16 protein-coding genes are annotated in these 15,689 nt (G+C 70.4%); 8 read left to right on the forward strand and 8 right to left on the reverse strand.

Going from position 1 to position 15,689, the window contains the following annotated elements; genetic code table 11:
* Nucleotides 1–62: 62 nt before the first annotated feature.
* The 3 genes from P1J78_RS01280 to sseA are packed head-to-tail and all read right to left on the reverse strand — an operon-like array spanning nt 63 to nt 2,683.
* The gene (locus P1J78_RS01280) at nt 63–1,247 is read right to left on the reverse strand and encodes an amino acid aminotransferase (protein WP_275565498.1); all 1,185 of its coding nucleotides are present in this window, start codon (nt 1,245–1,247) and stop codon (nt 63–65) included.
* Nucleotides 1,248–1,268: 21 nt separating this feature from the next.
* On the reverse strand, nt 1,269–1,835 hold the full coding sequence (locus P1J78_RS01285) for a GNAT family N-acetyltransferase (protein ID WP_275565499.1): 567 nt from the start codon (nt 1,833–1,835) through the stop codon (nt 1,269–1,271).
* Nucleotides 1,832–2,683, reverse strand: a complete 852-nt coding sequence (gene sseA, locus P1J78_RS01290; RefSeq protein WP_275565500.1) for a 3-mercaptopyruvate sulfurtransferase — start codon at nt 2,681–2,683, stop codon at nt 1,832–1,834. Before sseA ends, P1J78_RS01285 begins: the two co-directional genes overlap by 4 nt.
* Nucleotides 2,684–2,916: 233 nt before the next feature.
* On the opposite strand from sseA, the gene modA reads away from it, so the two are divergent.
* From modA to modC, 3 genes are read left to right on the forward strand one after another with little or no spacing between them, the layout of a single operon-like run.
* Entirely contained in the window at nt 2,917–3,666 is a 750-nt protein-coding gene (gene modA, locus P1J78_RS01295) for a molybdate ABC transporter substrate-binding protein (protein ID WP_275565501.1), read from the forward strand.
* Between the two features lie 6 nt (nt 3,667–3,672).
* Entirely contained in the window at nt 3,673–4,365 is a 693-nt protein-coding gene (gene modB, locus P1J78_RS01300) for a molybdate ABC transporter permease subunit (protein ID WP_275565502.1), read from the forward strand.
* Nucleotides 4,362–5,447: a molybdenum ABC transporter ATP-binding protein gene (gene modC / locus P1J78_RS01305; RefSeq protein WP_275565503.1), complete on the forward strand. Its 1,086-nt coding sequence runs from the start codon at nt 4,362–4,364 to the stop codon at nt 5,445–5,447. Before modB ends, modC begins: the two co-directional genes overlap by 4 nt.
* A gap of 22 nt (nt 5,448–5,469) precedes the next feature.
* Here modC and P1J78_RS01310 read toward each other — a convergent pair whose 3' ends face one another.
* The 5 genes from P1J78_RS01310 to P1J78_RS01330 form a co-directional block, all read right to left on the reverse strand.
* Nucleotides 5,470–6,654, reverse strand: a complete 1,185-nt coding sequence (locus P1J78_RS01310) for a hypothetical protein (protein ID WP_275565504.1) — start codon at nt 6,652–6,654, stop codon at nt 5,470–5,472.
* Nucleotides 6,655–6,657: 3 nt separating this feature from the next.
* Nucleotides 6,658–8,598, reverse strand: coding sequence for a hypothetical protein (locus P1J78_RS01315; RefSeq protein WP_275565505.1), 1,941 nt, complete (start codon nt 8,596–8,598; stop codon nt 6,658–6,660).
* Nucleotides 8,595–9,299: a hypothetical protein gene (locus P1J78_RS01320; protein ID WP_275565506.1), complete on the reverse strand. Its 705-nt coding sequence runs from the start codon at nt 9,297–9,299 to the stop codon at nt 8,595–8,597. The genes P1J78_RS01315 and P1J78_RS01320 overlap by 4 nt, the downstream gene beginning before the upstream one ends.
* 76 nt (nt 9,300–9,375) lie before the next feature.
* Nucleotides 9,376–10,113, reverse strand: a complete 738-nt coding sequence (locus tag P1J78_RS01325) for an SDR family oxidoreductase (RefSeq protein ID WP_275565507.1) — start codon at nt 10,111–10,113, stop codon at nt 9,376–9,378.
* A gap of 60 nt (nt 10,114–10,173) precedes the next feature.
* Complete coding sequence (locus P1J78_RS01330) at nt 10,174–10,986, reverse strand: hormone-sensitive lipase (RefSeq protein ID WP_275565508.1); 813 nt, start codon at nt 10,984–10,986, stop codon at nt 10,174–10,176.
* Nucleotides 10,987–11,159: 173 nt separating this feature from the next.
* Between P1J78_RS01330 and P1J78_RS01335 the strand changes: the two genes are divergently transcribed.
* The 5 genes from P1J78_RS01335 to P1J78_RS01355 are packed head-to-tail and all read left to right on the forward strand — an operon-like array spanning nt 11,160 to nt 15,674.
* Nucleotides 11,160–12,296, forward strand: a complete 1,137-nt coding sequence (locus tag P1J78_RS01335; RefSeq protein WP_275565509.1) for an ABC transporter substrate-binding protein — start codon at nt 11,160–11,162, stop codon at nt 12,294–12,296.
* A 52-nt stretch (nt 12,297–12,348) separates the two neighbouring features.
* A complete protein-coding gene (locus P1J78_RS01340; RefSeq protein ID WP_275565510.1) occupies nt 12,349–13,272 on the forward strand; it encodes a branched-chain amino acid ABC transporter permease in 924 nt (307 codons plus the stop codon).
* On the forward strand, nt 13,269–14,249 hold the full coding sequence (locus P1J78_RS01345; protein ID WP_275565511.1) for a branched-chain amino acid ABC transporter permease: 981 nt from the start codon (nt 13,269–13,271) through the stop codon (nt 14,247–14,249). Before P1J78_RS01340 ends, P1J78_RS01345 begins: the two co-directional genes overlap by 4 nt.
* Nucleotides 14,242–14,991: an ABC transporter ATP-binding protein gene (locus P1J78_RS01350; protein ID WP_275565512.1), complete on the forward strand. Its 750-nt coding sequence runs from the start codon at nt 14,242–14,244 to the stop codon at nt 14,989–14,991. Before P1J78_RS01345 ends, P1J78_RS01350 begins: the two co-directional genes overlap by 8 nt.
* A complete protein-coding gene (locus P1J78_RS01355; protein WP_275565513.1) occupies nt 14,988–15,674 on the forward strand; it encodes an ABC transporter ATP-binding protein in 687 nt (228 codons plus the stop codon). The genes P1J78_RS01350 and P1J78_RS01355 overlap by 4 nt, the downstream gene beginning before the upstream one ends.
* The last annotated feature ends 15 nt before the right edge of the window (nt 15,675–15,689 follow it).

Below are 15,689 nucleotides of genomic sequence, written 5' to 3' on the forward strand. Positions count from 1 at the left end.
CTGCGTTGAGAATGTGTAAAGGGGGGCCGGCGCACGGCCCCCGGGACACGCCCTGCGCGGCGTCACACGCCGACGTCGACCATCGCCCTGGCCAGCAGCGGCACCGTGTCCTTGTTCAGACCGGCGACATTGATGCGGCTGTCGCCCACCATGTAGATGCCGTGCTTCTCGCGCATCTCGTCCACCTGCGCGGTGGTGGCGCCCAGCCGGCTGAACATGCCCCGGTGCTGGGCGATGAAACCGAAACGATCCGATCCGGTCAGCCTGCGCAGCTCCTCGGCCAGCTGTTCGCGCAGCGTCAGCATGCCGGTGCGCATGTCCTCCAGCTCGGCCATCCAGTCGGCGCGCAGCGCGTCGTCTGCCAGGATCATCGACACCAGCCGCGCGCCGTGATCCGGCGGAAACGAGAAGTTCTGCCGGTTGATGTGGTTGAGGGTGCCCTGCGCCACCGGGGTCTTCGACGCATCCTCCTGCACCGCCATCAGCACGCCGGCCCGCTCGCGGTAGATGCCGAAATTCTTGGAACAGCTCGCGGCGACCAGCGCCTCGGGGCAATTCGACACGATATGCCGCACGCCGGCGGCATCGGCGTCCAGCCCGTCGCCGAAGCCCTGATAGGCGATGTCCACCATCGGCAGCGCGCCCTTGTCGTTCAGCAGCTCGGCCACGCGCTGGAACTCCGGCAGGGTCAGGTTGGCGCCCGTGGGGTTGTGGCAGCAGCCGTGCAGCAGCACCACGTCGCCCTTCGCCACGTCCTGCAGGTCCGACATCATCCCGTCGAAGTCGACGGCGCAGGTGGCATCGTCGAAATAGCGGTACTCGCGCATGGGCACGCCCATGTGCTTCAGGATCGAGGTGTGGTTCGGCCAGGTCGGCTGCGACACCCAGACGGTCACGTCGGGGTTGGCCATCCGCGCCAGGTCGAACGCCTGCCGTACCGCGCCGGTGCCGCCCGGCGTCGCCGCCGCCGCCACGCGGTCGGCCGGCACCGCATCGCCCAGCACCAGGTCGCGCATACCGCCGGTAAAGCCCGGATCGCCCGCCAGCCCGGTATAGGACTTGGTCGTCTCCACTTCCCACAGCTGTTTCTCGGCCGTCTTGATCGCCCGCATGATCGGCGTCACGCCCTCGGGGGTCTTGTAGACGCCGACGCCCAGGTCGACCTTCACCTCGCGGGGGTCCTCCTTGAACATCTCCATCAGCATCAGGATCTTGTCCTTGGGCTGGGCCTTGAGGTCGTTCAGCATCGTATCGGCCTTTCGCTACGGTCAGTCGGGGATGCGCGCCGGGTCGCGGTCGCGGGTCAGTACACGGCTGCGGTCCTCGCGGCGCACCACCTCGAACCCGACCTTCTGGTAAAGGGCGAGCGCGCGGGGATGGTCCAGCGTGCAGGTGTTCACGGTCATCTTCCTGGTGCCGGGCAGATCCCAGGCGGCCAGCACGGCGGTCTTCAGAAGCCAGGTGCCCAGGCCCGTGCCCACCGCCTCGGGCACCAGGCCGAAATAGGCGAGATCCACCGTGCCCTCCGCGCGCGCGTCCAGCAGGTAGAACCCGTGCGGCCAGCCGTCGCGATGCAGGGTCCAGAGCGTCACCGCCGGGTCGTGCAGCATCTCGCGCAGCACCGCCTCCGGCAATGCATGGATGTCTTCCCAGGAATAGTCCCGCCCCACCGCGTCGTAGAGCGCCCGGAAGTACCAGGGCGGCGGATCCTCCGCGGCGATCAGCGTGGCGGGCCGGCCGGCGGGCTGCGGCGGATAGGGCCAGCGCGGCCGCGCGGTCATCTCCAGGAAGGTGACCGTGTAGCCGACCTCGGTGCCCGCCGCGACCCGGGTCATCCCGTTTCCACCTTCAGGTCGCCATACATACCCCATTCCGACCACGAGCCGTCGTAGACGGAATGCCGGTCATGCCCGATCCGCTCCAGCGCCAGGTCGATGATCGCCGCCGTCACGCCCGAGCCGCAGGTCGAGATCACCGGCTTCGACAGGTCGACGCCGGCCGCCTCGAACACCGCGCGCAGGGCGTCCGGCGCCTTCATCGTGCCGTCGTCGTTCAGAAGCGTCGCGTAATGCACGTTCTTCGAGCCCGGGATATGCCCCGCGCGCAAGCCTTCCCGCGGCTCCGGCGCCTCGCCGCGGAACCGGGCGGGGCCGCGGGCGTCGAGGATCTCGTGATCCTTCAGCTTCGACGCGGCGGCGACCTGGGTCACGTCGCGCACGAGATGGTTCTGGAAGGCCACGGTAATGTGCCGGTCGCGCATAGCGGGCGGCATGTCCTCCACCGGCCGCCCCTCGGCCTGCCACTTCGGAAAGCCGCCGTCGAGCACCGCGATGACGGTCTTGCCCATCAGCCGGAAGAGCCACCAGACGCGGGCGGCCGAGAACATGCCGGCGCCATCGTAGACCACGACCTGATGCCCGTCGCCCACGCCCATGGCGCGCATCCGGGCGATGAACTTCTCGGTGGGCGGCGCCATGTGCGGCAGGTCCGAGCGCTGGTCGGAAATCTCGTCGATGTCGAAATAGCGCGCGCCGGGGATATGCGCCCGGGCGTACTCCGCCTTCCCGTCGCGGCCCATGTCCGGCAGGTACCAGGAGGCATCGAAAATGCGCAGGTCCGGGTCGGTCAGATGGGCCGCCAGCCAATCCGTCGATACCAGCGTCTTTGGGTCGTCTGCTGCCATGCTCCTGTGCCTAGCGCCGCCGCCCGGCAAGGGCAAGCGGAACGGTGCCACAGGACCGCGCGCGGCCAGCCACCCGATCCCGCGAGCGCGGCTTCTTCTGGCTCGAAATACTCCGGGGAGCGCGAGGGGCCGGCCCCTCGCACGCACAAGAAAGAGTGCGCGCCGAAGGCGCTCCTTTTGGCAGCGATGCGTCACCTTGCGGCGCGCGCCCCGATGCCACAGTATCGCGGCCCATGCGGATCCTGCCCGTCATTCTCGCGCTCTTCGCGCTCGCCGTCCCGGCCCGCGCCGACCGGATCACCGTCTTCGCGGCCGCGAGCCTGAAGACGGCGCTGGACGAGATCGTCGCGGGGTTCGAGGCGGAGACCGGGCACGACGTCGCCCTGTCCTTCGCCGGGTCCTCGGCGCTGGCGCGGCAGATCGGGCTGGGGGCGCCGGCGGATATCTTCATCTCGGCCAATACCGACTGGATGGACACGCTGGCGGCCGACGGGCATATCGCCTCGGGCACCCGCGTCGAGCTCTTAAGCAACCGGCTGGTGCTGATCCGGCACTGGGCCGACGCGCCGCAGGCGGAGGCGGGCCCGCCGGACATCGCCGGGCTGCTGGGCGACGGCCGGCTCGCCATGGCGCTGGTCGAGGCGGTGCCGGCGGGGATATACGGCAAGGCCGCGCTGCAATCCCTCGGGCAGTGGGACAAGCTGGCCGACCGGGTCGCGCAGGCGGACAACGTGCGCGCGGCGCTGGCGCTGGTGGCGCTGGGCGAGGCGCCCTACGGCATCGTCTATGCGACGGACGCCGCGGCGGAACCGGACGTCACCGCGGTCTACACATTCCCCGCGGACAGCCACCCGCCCATCACCTACCCCGCCGCGCTGATCGCCGGGCGGAAAACGCCGGCCGCCACCGCCTTCCTCGACCACCTGCAAACCGATGCCGCGCGGGCGGTGTTCCGGGCGCAGGGCTTCATCGTGCCGGATTAGAGCCGCATGGACTGGCTCGGCCCCGAGGAATGGCAGGCCGTCGCGCTGTCGCTGAAAGTGGCGGTCTGGGCGACGCTGGTCTCGCTGCCGCTGGGCGTGGTCACGGCCGTCGCGCTGGCGCGGTGGGAGTTTCCGGGCAAACAGCTGCTCAACGGGCTGGTGCATCTGCCGCTGATCCTGCCGCCGGTCGTCACCGGCTACCTGCTGCTTCTGACCTTCGGCACGCGGGGGCCTTTGGGCGCGCTGCTAGAGCCGCTGGGCATCGTCTTCGCCTTCCGCTGGACCGGCGCCGCGCTGGCCGCCGGGATCATGGCGTTTCCGCTGATGGTCCGGGCGATCCGGCTGTCGGTGGAGGCGGTGGATCCGAAACTCGAACAGGCCGCCTCGACGCTGGGCGCCTCGCGCCTGTGGGTCTTCGGGACGGTGACGCTGCCGCTGATCCTGCCCGGCGTGATCGCGGGGGCGATCCTGGCCTTCGCCAAGGCGATGGGGGAGTTCGGGGCGACGATCACTTTCGTCTCTAACATCCCCGGACAGACGCAGACGCTGCCCTCGGCGATCTATGCCTTTCTGCAGGTGCCGGGCGGCGAAGCCTCGGCGCTGCGGCTCGTCGCCGTGTCGGTCGTCATCGCGATGGGGGCGCTCCTGGCCTCGGAATGGCTGTCGCGCCGGGTGGCGAAGCGCGTGGCGGGGACATGAGCCTGTCGGTCGATATCCGCCATGCGCTGCCCGGGCTGGCGCTGGATGTGCGGTTCGAGGCGCCGGCGGGGATCACCGTGCTGTTCGGCCGCTCCGGCGCCGGGAAGACCACCGTCGTCAACGCGGTCGCGGGGCTTCTCAGGCCGGATCAGGGACGCATTTCGGTCAACGGGCGCGTGCTGTTCGACAGCGGGGCGGGGGTGAACCTGCCGCCGCACCGGCGCCGGCTGGGCTATGTCTTCCAGGAGGCGCGGCTGTTCCCGCATATGACCGTGCGGCGCAACCTGGCCTACGGGCAGCGCTTCGCGCCGAAGGGGGCGGGCGGCGAGGAGATGGGCCGCGTGGTCGAGATGCTCGGGATCGGCGCGCTGCTGGACCGGCGGCCCGGCGCGCTGTCGGGCGGCGAGCGGCAGCGCGTGGCGATCGGCCGGGCGCTGCTGGCGGCGCCGAAGCTGATCCTGGCGGACGAGCCGCTCGCCTCGCTGGACGAGGCGCGAAAGGCGGAGATCCTGCCCTATTTCGAGCGGCTGCGCGACGAGGTGGCGGTGCCGATCCTCTATGTCAGCCACGCCGCGGCCGAGGTGGCGCGGCTGGCCACCAGCGTGGTGGTGCTGGAGGACGGGCGCGCGGCGCGGCAGGGCGCCGCGGCAGAGGTGCTGTCGGACCCGGCGGTGACGCCGCTGGGCGTGCGCTCGGCGGGCGCGATGCTGGAGGCGCGGGTGGTGCGGCATCACGCCGACGGGTTGAGCGAGTTGCAGGCGGACGGGCTGACGCTGTGGCTGCCGCGCGTGCCGCAGGCGGAGGGAACCCCGCTTCGGGTGCGGGTGGAGGCGCATGACGTGATGCTGGCGCTGACCCGGCCGGAGGGGATATCGGCGCTGAACGTCCTGCCGGCGACGGTGCGCGAGATCCGGATGGGCGACGGGCCGGGGGCGCTGGTGCAGCTGTCGGCGGGGCCGAACCGGCTGCTCGCCCGGGTCACGCGGCGGTCGGTGGAGGCTCTGGAGCTGCGGCCGGGACTGGAGCTGTTCGCGGTGCTGAAGGCGGTCGGCGTCGCCAAGGAGAGCGTCGCCGACCTGTAGGCGCCAGGCCCCCGAACAGGCTCTAACCGCCGTGAAAGAGCCTTTCCGGCAGGCCGTAGAGGTCGATCCAGCCGTACCAGTGAACGTCCGTGGGACCGATCACATAGTCGATGGCCCGCCACCCCCCGGCCTCGCGCACGAGCAGGACCATGACGAGGTCGCTCATGAGATCGGCCCGCCAGTCCGCCGCGTAGGGCGTCGTGAGCCAGTTCAGCGGCTGGCCGTTGGGTTGCAGCGGCTCGGCCGAGAGATAGGCCCAGCGCCCGTCGCTGCGCAGGGTGGAGACGAGGAAGATCACGCGCTGGCCCAACTCGGGCACGATCACCTCGCGGGCGGCGTCCATGATCTGCGACCGCTCGGCGGTGCCGCGCGCCGGGGTGTAGTAGCCGCCGGTCGGGGGCGGCGGCAGGGTCGCCGCGGGCGGCTCCGGCTTCGGGACGATCACCGGCAGGTCGGTGGGCAGCGGCGTGTCGGTGGAGACCGCGACGGCGCGCAGGCTGTCCATGATCCGGCGATAGGGCGCGGCATCGGCCGCGGGGGCGATGTCGGCCTGGAAGCCGTGGATCGTGCCGGCACGGAACAGCTCGCTGTGCAGGATCAGGCGGCCGTCGCGCACGGCTTCGGCGGTGAAGCCGTCACCGGCGGGCGTCAGCGCGGCGGAGCGGATCTCCTGGAACCCGCCCTCCGCGAGGTAGCTGCCCATGCGCCCGGCCGGGGTGTCCTCCAGCGCGTTGTAGCTGCCCCAGACGGCGAAGGAGCCGCCGCCGTCCCGCGCCTCGAACGACCGGCCGTCGCCGTTCTGGGGCGGCGGCATTGGGTCGAACCGGGCGGCGGGATAGTCGATGGTCGTGCCGAAGCGGGCGTTGGTGTAGGTCTGCCAGTCCGCCGCGATCCCGGCGGGCGGGTCGTCGGCCGGCGGGCTGTCGGGCACCGTGCCCGAGGCCGTGCTGTCGCCCTTCTTGCCGCTCTCGGCTGCCGGCGGCGCCTCTGGGCCGAGCGGCAGGCCGTCGAGCGAATACTGTCCCGGCATGACGACCTGCCCGGTCCCTTCGAGGAGTTCGGGCAGCACAGTGTCGATGTCGAGCGGCACGTCGGCGGCGGGCGACCAGCGGTCGAAGCGGTCGGCCGCTTCGTCGACGCCGGGCGGGAGCGCCTGCGCCGGCCCCGCCAGGACGAGCGCCGTGAGACTAATGGCCAGGGAACGCATGGCTCACTCCTTCCATTCGTAGATGTAGCGGTAGCAGCCTACCGGGTTGAGATCGGCCTTGATCTGGAACCGTATGGCGCCGTCGTCGGTCTCTTCGCCATAGCCCTTCGCCGGTGCGGTCATCTCGCCCGACCACGCGGCGGAGAAGTCCGAATTCCAGGCCGCCTTGACGTCGTCTTCGTTGATCCGGCGGCTGGCGCCCGTCCCGTAGCCACATTCGACATGGGCGACATCCATGCTGAGCGAGGCGCCGCTCCCGCCCCAGCGCGCGGAAAAGTCGGCCTGCAGCGAAAGGGACATCGGGTAGGTCTGGTCCGGCACCAGCACGGCCGGCGGCGGGGTCCAGGTGACATCGGCCGAGATCGGATCCCAGGCTTCGCCGCAGCGCGGCTTGACGTTCGCGAAATGCCCGCTGCCGTCCGACATCGAGCCGCTGGTGTCGTAGCATTCGTGGTTGTCGATGTCCTCCCGGACCTTGCCGAAGGACTCGACCAGCACCCAGTGCCCGCCCTCCGGCGGCGGGGTGTCCTCCTCCGCGACGTCGCCCGCTTCGTCCGGTGTCGCCTCGTCCTCCGCGTCCTTTTCGACGACGAAATGCACGGTCGCGGTGTCGCTTTCGTCGAAGGTGAAGGTCTCGGTCTCGACCCCGTCGGCGTGGTGCAGGCGGATCGTGTCGGGAAAGCCGTTCCGGATGAAGGCGATCTTGGTCATCCCGGTGCGCTTCGATTCGCCGGGCGCGATGTTGCCGTACCAGGCGCTGCCGTCCCCCTTGACCAGCGCAAGGCGGCCCGGTTCTTCCAGCCCCTCGGTGGTGACGTAGATGAACAGCGGCGCGTTGAGCTCCGGCCTGAGCTCGGCGTTCAGCCACGCCACCTCGTCGCGCAGCGCCTTCTCCGTCGTCGCGCGGGCGATCAGGGGAAAGATGTCGCGCGCCAGCATCGCCTTGAGCTCGTGGCGGAAGCGCCGCTCGATCTTGGCGCGCAGGTCGTTGGACAGGTCGGTGTCCAGGTCAATGGTGGCCGAGGTGCCGCCGCCGAAGGTCCAGGTGTCGGCTCCGGTGTCGTAGCGGAGCTCCTCCTGGAACCGCTGGGACGTCCAGGCGCGCTTGGCGTAGAGGTATATGTCGTTGTCCAGGCGGTTCTTGAACACCACCGGAGAGTCGCCGTAGCGCCGGTAGTAGTAGCTGACCAGCGTCAGCCAGTCGTCCTTGCTCCGCCCCGCCTCCTTGCGGTTCAGGATCGCGGAGGCCCGCGCCGACAGGGAGGCGTCGTCGTCCCCGGTGCTCGCGGCATAGACGTCGTCCATCACGGCGTAGTAGTTGCGATAGGCGCGCTCCCACATCTTCGTGTGATCGTCCCAGACCTGCGTGGCGACGGTGTTGAGCGACCAGTCCACCATGATGAAGGTGACGGAGCCCAGCTGCATCGCGGCGGTGCCGAACCGGCCGATGGCGAAGCCCACGATGCCCTTGTAGGCGTTGATGCCGGCGGCCTTGTTGTCGAGGTTGTGCAGATCCATCAGCACCTGCAGCGCGGCCAGGATGCCGCCCAGGTTGGTCAGGGCGGTGTTGGTGTTGCCGAGCGCGGCGATCTTGGCACCGTGCTCGGCCAGCGTGCCAACGGCGGCGGTGCCCCCGATGCCGAAGTTCAGCCACGCCCAGCCCTCCATCGCGGCGGCCTCGGCCTCTTCGCGGCCCTTCTGCAGGGCGTTGTCCCAGTAGTGCTTGGCCAGCGCGCCGTCCTGCAGGAAATCCCGCCCCTTCAACAGGTGGTCGACCGCACCCGGGGTCACCGTGAACCGCGTGACCCGTTCGCCGGGGCGGCCGGCATTCTCGGTCTCGATCCCGATGGGCGTGAACCCGGAAGCGGCGGCGGCGGGCTGTGCCATCACCGCGAGGCCGAGCGCCGCGGCGCCCAGCGCGCGGCGGAGGGCGGGTCTTCTCATGTTGCGGTCCTTTCGTTGTTGTCGGGAATGCCGTGGCTGGCGAGCGCCTTGTGCAGGGCCCGGAGCCCGGCGCCGAGCGCGTCCTCGGCGATGGTCAGGCGGGTGCCGTCGGCCAGGTGAAGCGTGAGCCCGTTGCGCGGCCGCGCCAGGAGCAGCGCGCCGGCGGCCCCGAAGCGGCCGGCGCCGACCAGCGCGGGCGCCAGCGCGATCATCCAGCGCGGCAGGGCCTTCTGGCCGCGCGTCGCCGCGCGGATGTCGGCAAAGACGACGCGGCGTTCGGCGCGTGCGGAATGCACGGTCAGGCCATGGTCGTCGATCCGGAGCCACCAGGCGGCATAGACCGCTCCGATCAGCCAGAAGGCCGAGCACAGCGCGGCCATGGGCCACAGCAGCGCGGCCGACGGGTGAACCGCGCCCCAGCCAGGCTCTGCGCGCGCGGCCCAGACGGGGATCGCCGCGAACAGCGCCGACAGGACGAAGCCGAGCCAGTCGGGCACGACCTGCGACGTCATGCGGTCGTAGGTGAAGGCGCCGGGCGGGCGGGGACGATGCGGGATCAGCGCATAGGCCGCCACGGCGGCCGCCTGAAGCAGGGCCACGACGGGCCAGGAGGCCCGACCCGCGGCCGCGAAGGCACAGATCGTCAGCAGGGCCGTCGCCAAGCGGCGCGCGAATTCCGATATGCCCGATGCGGTGGCCATGATGTCTCCTGACTGGGTCGGCCAACGCTATCTCGCGGGAAGCCCGTGCGCTTTGACACCTGTCAACATCGGCGGCTCAGAGATCGGTCTTCTTGAACACCGCTTCCGGAAGGGCGCGGATAAGGGCCATGATCCAGCGCCAGACCGGCTTGGTGTAAACCACGTTGCGGCGCGTCTCGACGGCGGCGAAGATCGCGTCGGCGACTTGGCCGGGCGCGGCGGTGAGGCGCGCGGGCAGGTCCATGCCTTCGGTCATCTTCGTGGCGACGAAGCCGGGCTTGACGGTGACGACATGCACGCCCTTTCCCGCCAGCCGGTTGCGCAGGCCCGACAGGAACGCGGTAAAGCCGGCCTTGGCGGCGCCGTAGACATAGTTGGACGCGCGGCCTCTGTCCCCGGCGACCGAGGAGATGCCGACCAGCGTGCCGCTGCCGCGCGCCTCGAACCGGTTGGCGACGACGCCCAGCGTCAGCGCTGGGCCTTCGAAGTTCGAGCGGATGTCGCGGGTGGCCGCGGCGAGGTCCGCCCGGTTGGTGGCCTGGTCGTTCATCGTCCCGACGGCGCAGACCGCGACCTCGGGCAGGTCCGGCAGGCTGTCGATGAAGGGCTCCAGCGCCTCGGTGGCGAGCGCGTCATAGGCGTGGCAGGTGACCGTGACGCCGGTCTCGGCCGCCAGTCGCTCGGCCTCGGAGCGCAGCGCGGCGGGGTCGCGGGCGGCCAGCTGCAGCGGGTGGCCCGCCTGGGCGAAGCGGCGGGCGGTGGCCATCGCAATGTCGGAGCGCGCGCCGAGGATGAGGACGGGTCTTCCTGTCATGTGGTTCTGTCCCTGCTCTTTGCCGTCCGGCTTAGCGGATCGGCCCGGAGCGGCCAAACCCTAATCCGCCCCCGTCTCTCCGACGAAGGCGCGGGTGATCGGGCTGTCGGGCACTTCCAGCCCGGCGATCACGTCGAAATGGTGGCGGCCCGGGTCGATCTCCTCCCTGCAGTCGGGCCAGGCGTCGGACAGCAACCGGGCCTGGCGCAGGAATTCCGGCCGCTCGTCGGCGCCGACCCAGGCTGTCACGGGCACGCCGGGGATCGGCGTCAGCAGCGCGGGGCTTTCGGCATCGGCCTCGGCGTCGTCGATGGCGAGCGTGTCGTTCATCGCGGTGCGGCGCAGCGGGTGCAGGTCGTGCAGGCCGCTGATCGACAGGACCCCGGCGAGCCGCAGGCGGGGCGCGGCCGGCAGGGGGGAAAGCTGGCAGGCCATGCGCGCGACCAGATGGCCGCCGGCGGAATGGCCGGCCAGCCGGACCGGGCCGTCGACATGCGACGCGGCCAGGTCGATGGCGCGGCCGATATCCTCGGCGATCCAGGACAGCCGCGCCTCGGGCGCCAGCCGGTAGCCGGGCAGCGCCACCGCCCAGCCGCGCGCCAGGGCGCCGCGGGCGAGATGCGACCAGAGCGACTTGTCGAACTTCATCCAGTAGCCGCCGTGAACGAAGACGGCGAGGCCGGCGGGCGGACCGTCGGGGCGGAACAGGTCGAGCCTCTGGCGCTCGTGCGTGCCGTAGGCGAGGTCGAGCTCGGCGTCGGGATGCTCTGCCCGGAACGCCTCGGCCGCGGCCTGCCAGGCGGGCGGGTAGCTGGCGGCGTCGGGGATGTAGGCCCCGTTCTCGTAGGCGTCGGTCCAGTCGAAATCGTCCATGCCTGTCCCCCCCATGCATCGTCCCCTGCCCGTTTATACGGTATTCGGCCCCGGTGCGGACGAAATCGTAACGGACGGCTTGTGTTCAAGCGGGGAAATTGGAGTATCGGTGAAGGAAACGGCCCCGGCCGAGCCGCGGGACCGGACAAATGAACAAGACAGGGAGATCGAAGATGAACATGAAGACACTTCTGGCGGCCGCCGGGCTGGCGGCGCTGACCGCGGCCGGCGCCGAGGCGCAGGTCAAGGTCGGGATGATCACCACGCTGTCGGGCGGCGGCGCGAGCCTGGGCATCGACACCCGCGACGGGTTCATGCTGGCCATCGAGATGGCCGGGCGCGACGACATCGAGGTGATCGTCGAGGACGATCAGCGCAAGCCCGACGTGGCTGTGCAGCTGTCGGACAAGATGATCCAGTCGGACCAAGTGGATGTGCTGACCGGCATCGTGTGGTCGAACCTCGCGATGGCCGTGGTGCCCTCGGCCACGGCGCAGGGGCTGTTCTATCTGTCGACCAACGCGGCGCCGGCGCAGCTCGCCGGGCCGGGATGCCACCCGAGCTACTTCTCGGTCTCGTACCAGAACGACAACCTGCACGAGGCCGCCGGCGCGCATGCGACGAATGCAGGCTACGAGAACACCTTCATCCTCGCGCCGAACTACCCCGCCGGGCACGATTCGCTGAACGGGTTCAAGCGGTTCTACGAAGGCGGGCTGGCCGGCGAGATCTATACCGAGCTGGGGCAGACCGACTATGCCGCCGAGCTGGCGCAGATTCGCGCCTCGGGCGCGGATTCGATCTTCTTCTTCCTGCCGGGCGGGATGGGGATTTCGTTCCTCAAGCAATACGCGGATTCGGGGATCGACCTGCCGGTGGTCGGGCCGGCCTTCTCCTTCGACCAGGGCATCCTGCAGGCTGTGGGCGAAGCCGCGCTGGGCGTGAACAACACCTCGACCTGGTCCAAGGACCTGGACAACGCGGCGAACGCGGCCTTCGTCGAGGCGTTCCAGGAGACATACGACCGGCTGCCGTCGATCTACGCGGCACAGGGCTATGACACGGCGAACCTGCTGCTGTCGGCGATGGACAAGGCCGACATCGACGACACCGAGGCGTTCCGCGCCGCGCTGGGCGAGGCGGATTTCGACAGCGTGCGGGGCGGGTTCGGCTTTGCCTCGAACAACCATCCCGTCCAGGACATCTACGTGCGCGAGGTGATCAAGGAGGGCGACATCTTCACCAACAAGATCGTCGGCATCGCAATGGAAGACCGCGCCAACGCCTATACCGAAGAGTGCTCGATGTGAGCCTGACGGGGTCCGGCCGCCGGCCGGGCCCCTCGCCTTACGGAAGCTTCCCATGTCTCCAATCCTGATTGCGGAGCAGGTTCTGAACGGCCTGCAGTTCGGCGTCATGCTGTTCCTGATGGCGGCCGGGCTGACGCTGATCTTCGGGGTCATGGGGCTGATCAACCTGGCGCACGGGTCGCTCTACATGATCGGCGCCTTCGCCGCGGCGGCGGTGGCCGGCGCAACGGGGTCGTTCCTGCTGGCGCTGGGCGCGGCGCTGGTGGCGGCGGCGCTGGCCGGGGCGATCGTGGAGCTGGTGGTGATCCGCCGGCTTTACGACAAGGACCACCTCGACCAGGTGCTGGCGACCTTCGCGCTGATCCTGATCTTCTCGGAAGGCACCCGCTGGCTGTTCGGGTCGTTCCCGCTGTATCTCGACATCCCCGACTGGCTGTCCGGGCCGGTGACGCTGCCCGGCGGCATCCAGTATCCGCTCTACCGGCTGGCGCTGATCTGCGTGGGGCTGCTCGTGGCGCTGGGCCTGTGGCTGCTGATCACGCGCACGCGGGTCGGCATCCGTATCCGCGCCGGCGAGAACGACCGCGAGATGATCGCCGCGCTGGGCGTCGATATCGGCAAGCTCTACACGCTGGTCTTCGCGCTGGGCGCGGGGCTGGCCGGGCTGGCCGGCGCGCTGGTGGGCGCGATCCAGTCGGTGCAGGTGGGGATGGGCGAGCCGGTGCTGATCCTGGCCTTCGTGGTCATCGTGATCGGCGGAATCGGGTCGATCAAGGGGGCGCTGGTGGGCGCGCTGCTGGTAGGTCTGACCGATACGCTGGGCGGCATCTTCCTGCCGGAGCTGTTCAAGCTCTTCACCGACGACGCCGCAGGCGCCACGGCGACCGGCTCGGCCTTTGCCTCGATGGCGATCTACATCCTGATGGCGGCGGTGCTGGTCTGGCGGCCCACGGGGCTTTACGGGGCGAAGGCATGAACCGCGAGGCGATGCTGAACGCCGCCGTGCTGCTGGCGCTGGTGGCGGTGCCGGGCTGGGCGCTGTGGGCCGGGGAGCCATTCACCATCACCCTGGCGACGCGCGCGGTGATCTTCGCGCTGGCGGCAGTGGGGCTGAACATCGCGCTGGGGCTGGGCGGCATGGTGAGCCTGGGGCATGCCGTCTATTTCGGCGTCGGCGGCTACGCGATGGGCATCCTGGCCTGGCACGCGCAGAGCTATACGCCGCTGGTCGAGGCGCTGGCGATCCCGGGGACGAAATCCATGCCGGTGATCTGGCTGGTGGCGGTGATTTCCTCGGCCCTGGCGGCCCTCGTCATCGGGGTGCTCGCGCTGCGGACCTCGGGCGTCTATTTCATCATGATCACGCTGGCCTTCGGGCAGATGGTCTATTTCTTCGCGATCTCCTGGCCGGCCTATGGCGGCGAGGACGGGTTGTCGATCTATGTGCGCAACGGGTTTCCGGGACTGAACACGCTGGTGCCGGTGCAGTTCTACGGGCTGTGCCTCATGGTGCTGCTGGCGGTACTGGCCCTGAACTGGCGGCTGGCGCGGTCGCCGTTCGGGCTGGCGCTGAACGCGGCGCGGCAGGTGCCGCAGCGGGTGGAGACGGTGGGGCTCGACCCGACGCGCGTGAAGCTGGTGGCGCTGGTGATCTCCGGGGCGGTCACCGGGTTGGCGGGGGCGCTGTTCGCGGATCTGAACCGCTTCGTCAGCACCACGATGCTGAGCTGGCAGATGTCGGGCGAGATCATGGTCTTCGTCATCATCGGCGGCGTCGGGCGGCTGTTCGGGCCGGTGGTGGGGGCCGGGCTCTACGTGATCCTCGAACATTTCCTGGGCGATCTCAGCGACTACTGGCAGGTGTTTTTGGGCCTGATCCTGCTGGCCGTTGTGCTGTTCGGGCGCGGCGGGCTGGTGGGCATCGTGGCGGGACGGGCGCGGACGCATGGCTGAGGTCGTTCTGTCCACCCGGGGGATCACCAAGCGGTTCGGCGCGGTGACGGCGAGCGAGGATATCTCGCTGGACCTGCGCGCGGGCGAGATCCATGCGGTGATCGGGCCGAACGGCGCCGGCAAATCGACGCTGATCGCGCAGATCTGCGGCGGGCTGGCGCCGGATGCCGGGCGGGTGGAGTTCCTGGGGCGCGACGTGACGGCGCGGCCGGTCCGGGCGCGGGCGCGGATGGGGCTGGCGCGGACCTTCCAGATCTCGGCGCTGGCGATGGAGGACACGGTGCTGCAGAACGCGCTGCTCGGCGCGCTGGGGGCGTCGGGGCGGCCCTGGCGGTTCCTGCGCGGCGTTCTGACCGAGCGCTCCCTGCGCGACCGGGCCGAGGCGGCGCTGGCGCGCGTCGGACTGGACGACGTGGCCGCGGTGCGCACGGCGGAGCTGAGCCACGGGCAGCGGCGGCTGCTGGAAGTCGCGGTGGCGCTGACGCTGGCGCCGCGCGCCTTCGTGATGGACGAGCCGATGGCGGGGCTGGGCAGCGAGGGATCGGAGCGGCTGACCACGCTTCTCGGCTCGCTGCGGCGGGAGGCGCCGATCCTGCTGGTGGAACACGACATGGACGCGGTCTTCGCATTGGCCGACCGGGTCAGCGTGCTGGTCTACGGCCGCGTCATCGCGACCGGCACGCTGGACGAGATCCGGGCCGATCCGGCGGTGCGCGAAGCTTATCTCGGAGACGCCGCATGAGCCTGTTGCAGCTGCACAGCGTCGCCGCCTCCTACGGCGCCAGCCAGGCGCTGTTCGGCGTGGACCTGGAGGTCGCCGAGGGCGAGGCGGTCGCGTTCATGGGCCGCAACGGCATGGGCAAGACCACGACCGTCAAGGCGATCTGCCGGATGCTGCCCGCGAGCGGCACGCTGGTCTTCGACGGCCACGACCTGACCCGCCTGCCCGCGCACCGGGCTGCGCGACTGGGGATCGGGCTGGTGCCGGAGGGGCGGCGGTGCTTTCGCGACCTGACGGTGACCGAGAACCTGACCGCCGCCGCGCGGCCCGGCCCATGGGAAATGGTGCGCGTCACCGAGCTGTTCCCGCGGCTGGCGGAGCGGCGCGGGCAGCAGGCGGCCTCTCTGTCCGGGGGCGAACAGCAGATGCTGGCCATCGGCCGGGCGCTGATGACCAACCCGCGGCTGCTGATCCTGGACGAGGCGACCGAGGGGCTGGCGCCGCTGGTGCGACAGGAGATCTGGTCGGCCATCGGGCGGCTGAAGGCAGAGACCGGCATGGCCCTTCTGGTGATCGACAAGTCGCTGCGGGAGATGCGGGCGGCCTGCGACCGGGGCGTCGTTCTGGCGCGCGGGCGCAGCGTGTGGACCGGCGGAATGGACGAGTTGTCCGCCGAGATCAGCGAGAGGCATCTGGGGGTGTGACGGCCCGCCGGGCGC

This window comes from Psychromarinibacter sediminicola (genome assembly GCF_029168335.1).
In the GTDB taxonomy this organism is placed as follows: domain Bacteria; phylum Pseudomonadota; class Alphaproteobacteria; order Rhodobacterales; family Rhodobacteraceae; genus Psychromarinibacter; species Psychromarinibacter sediminicola.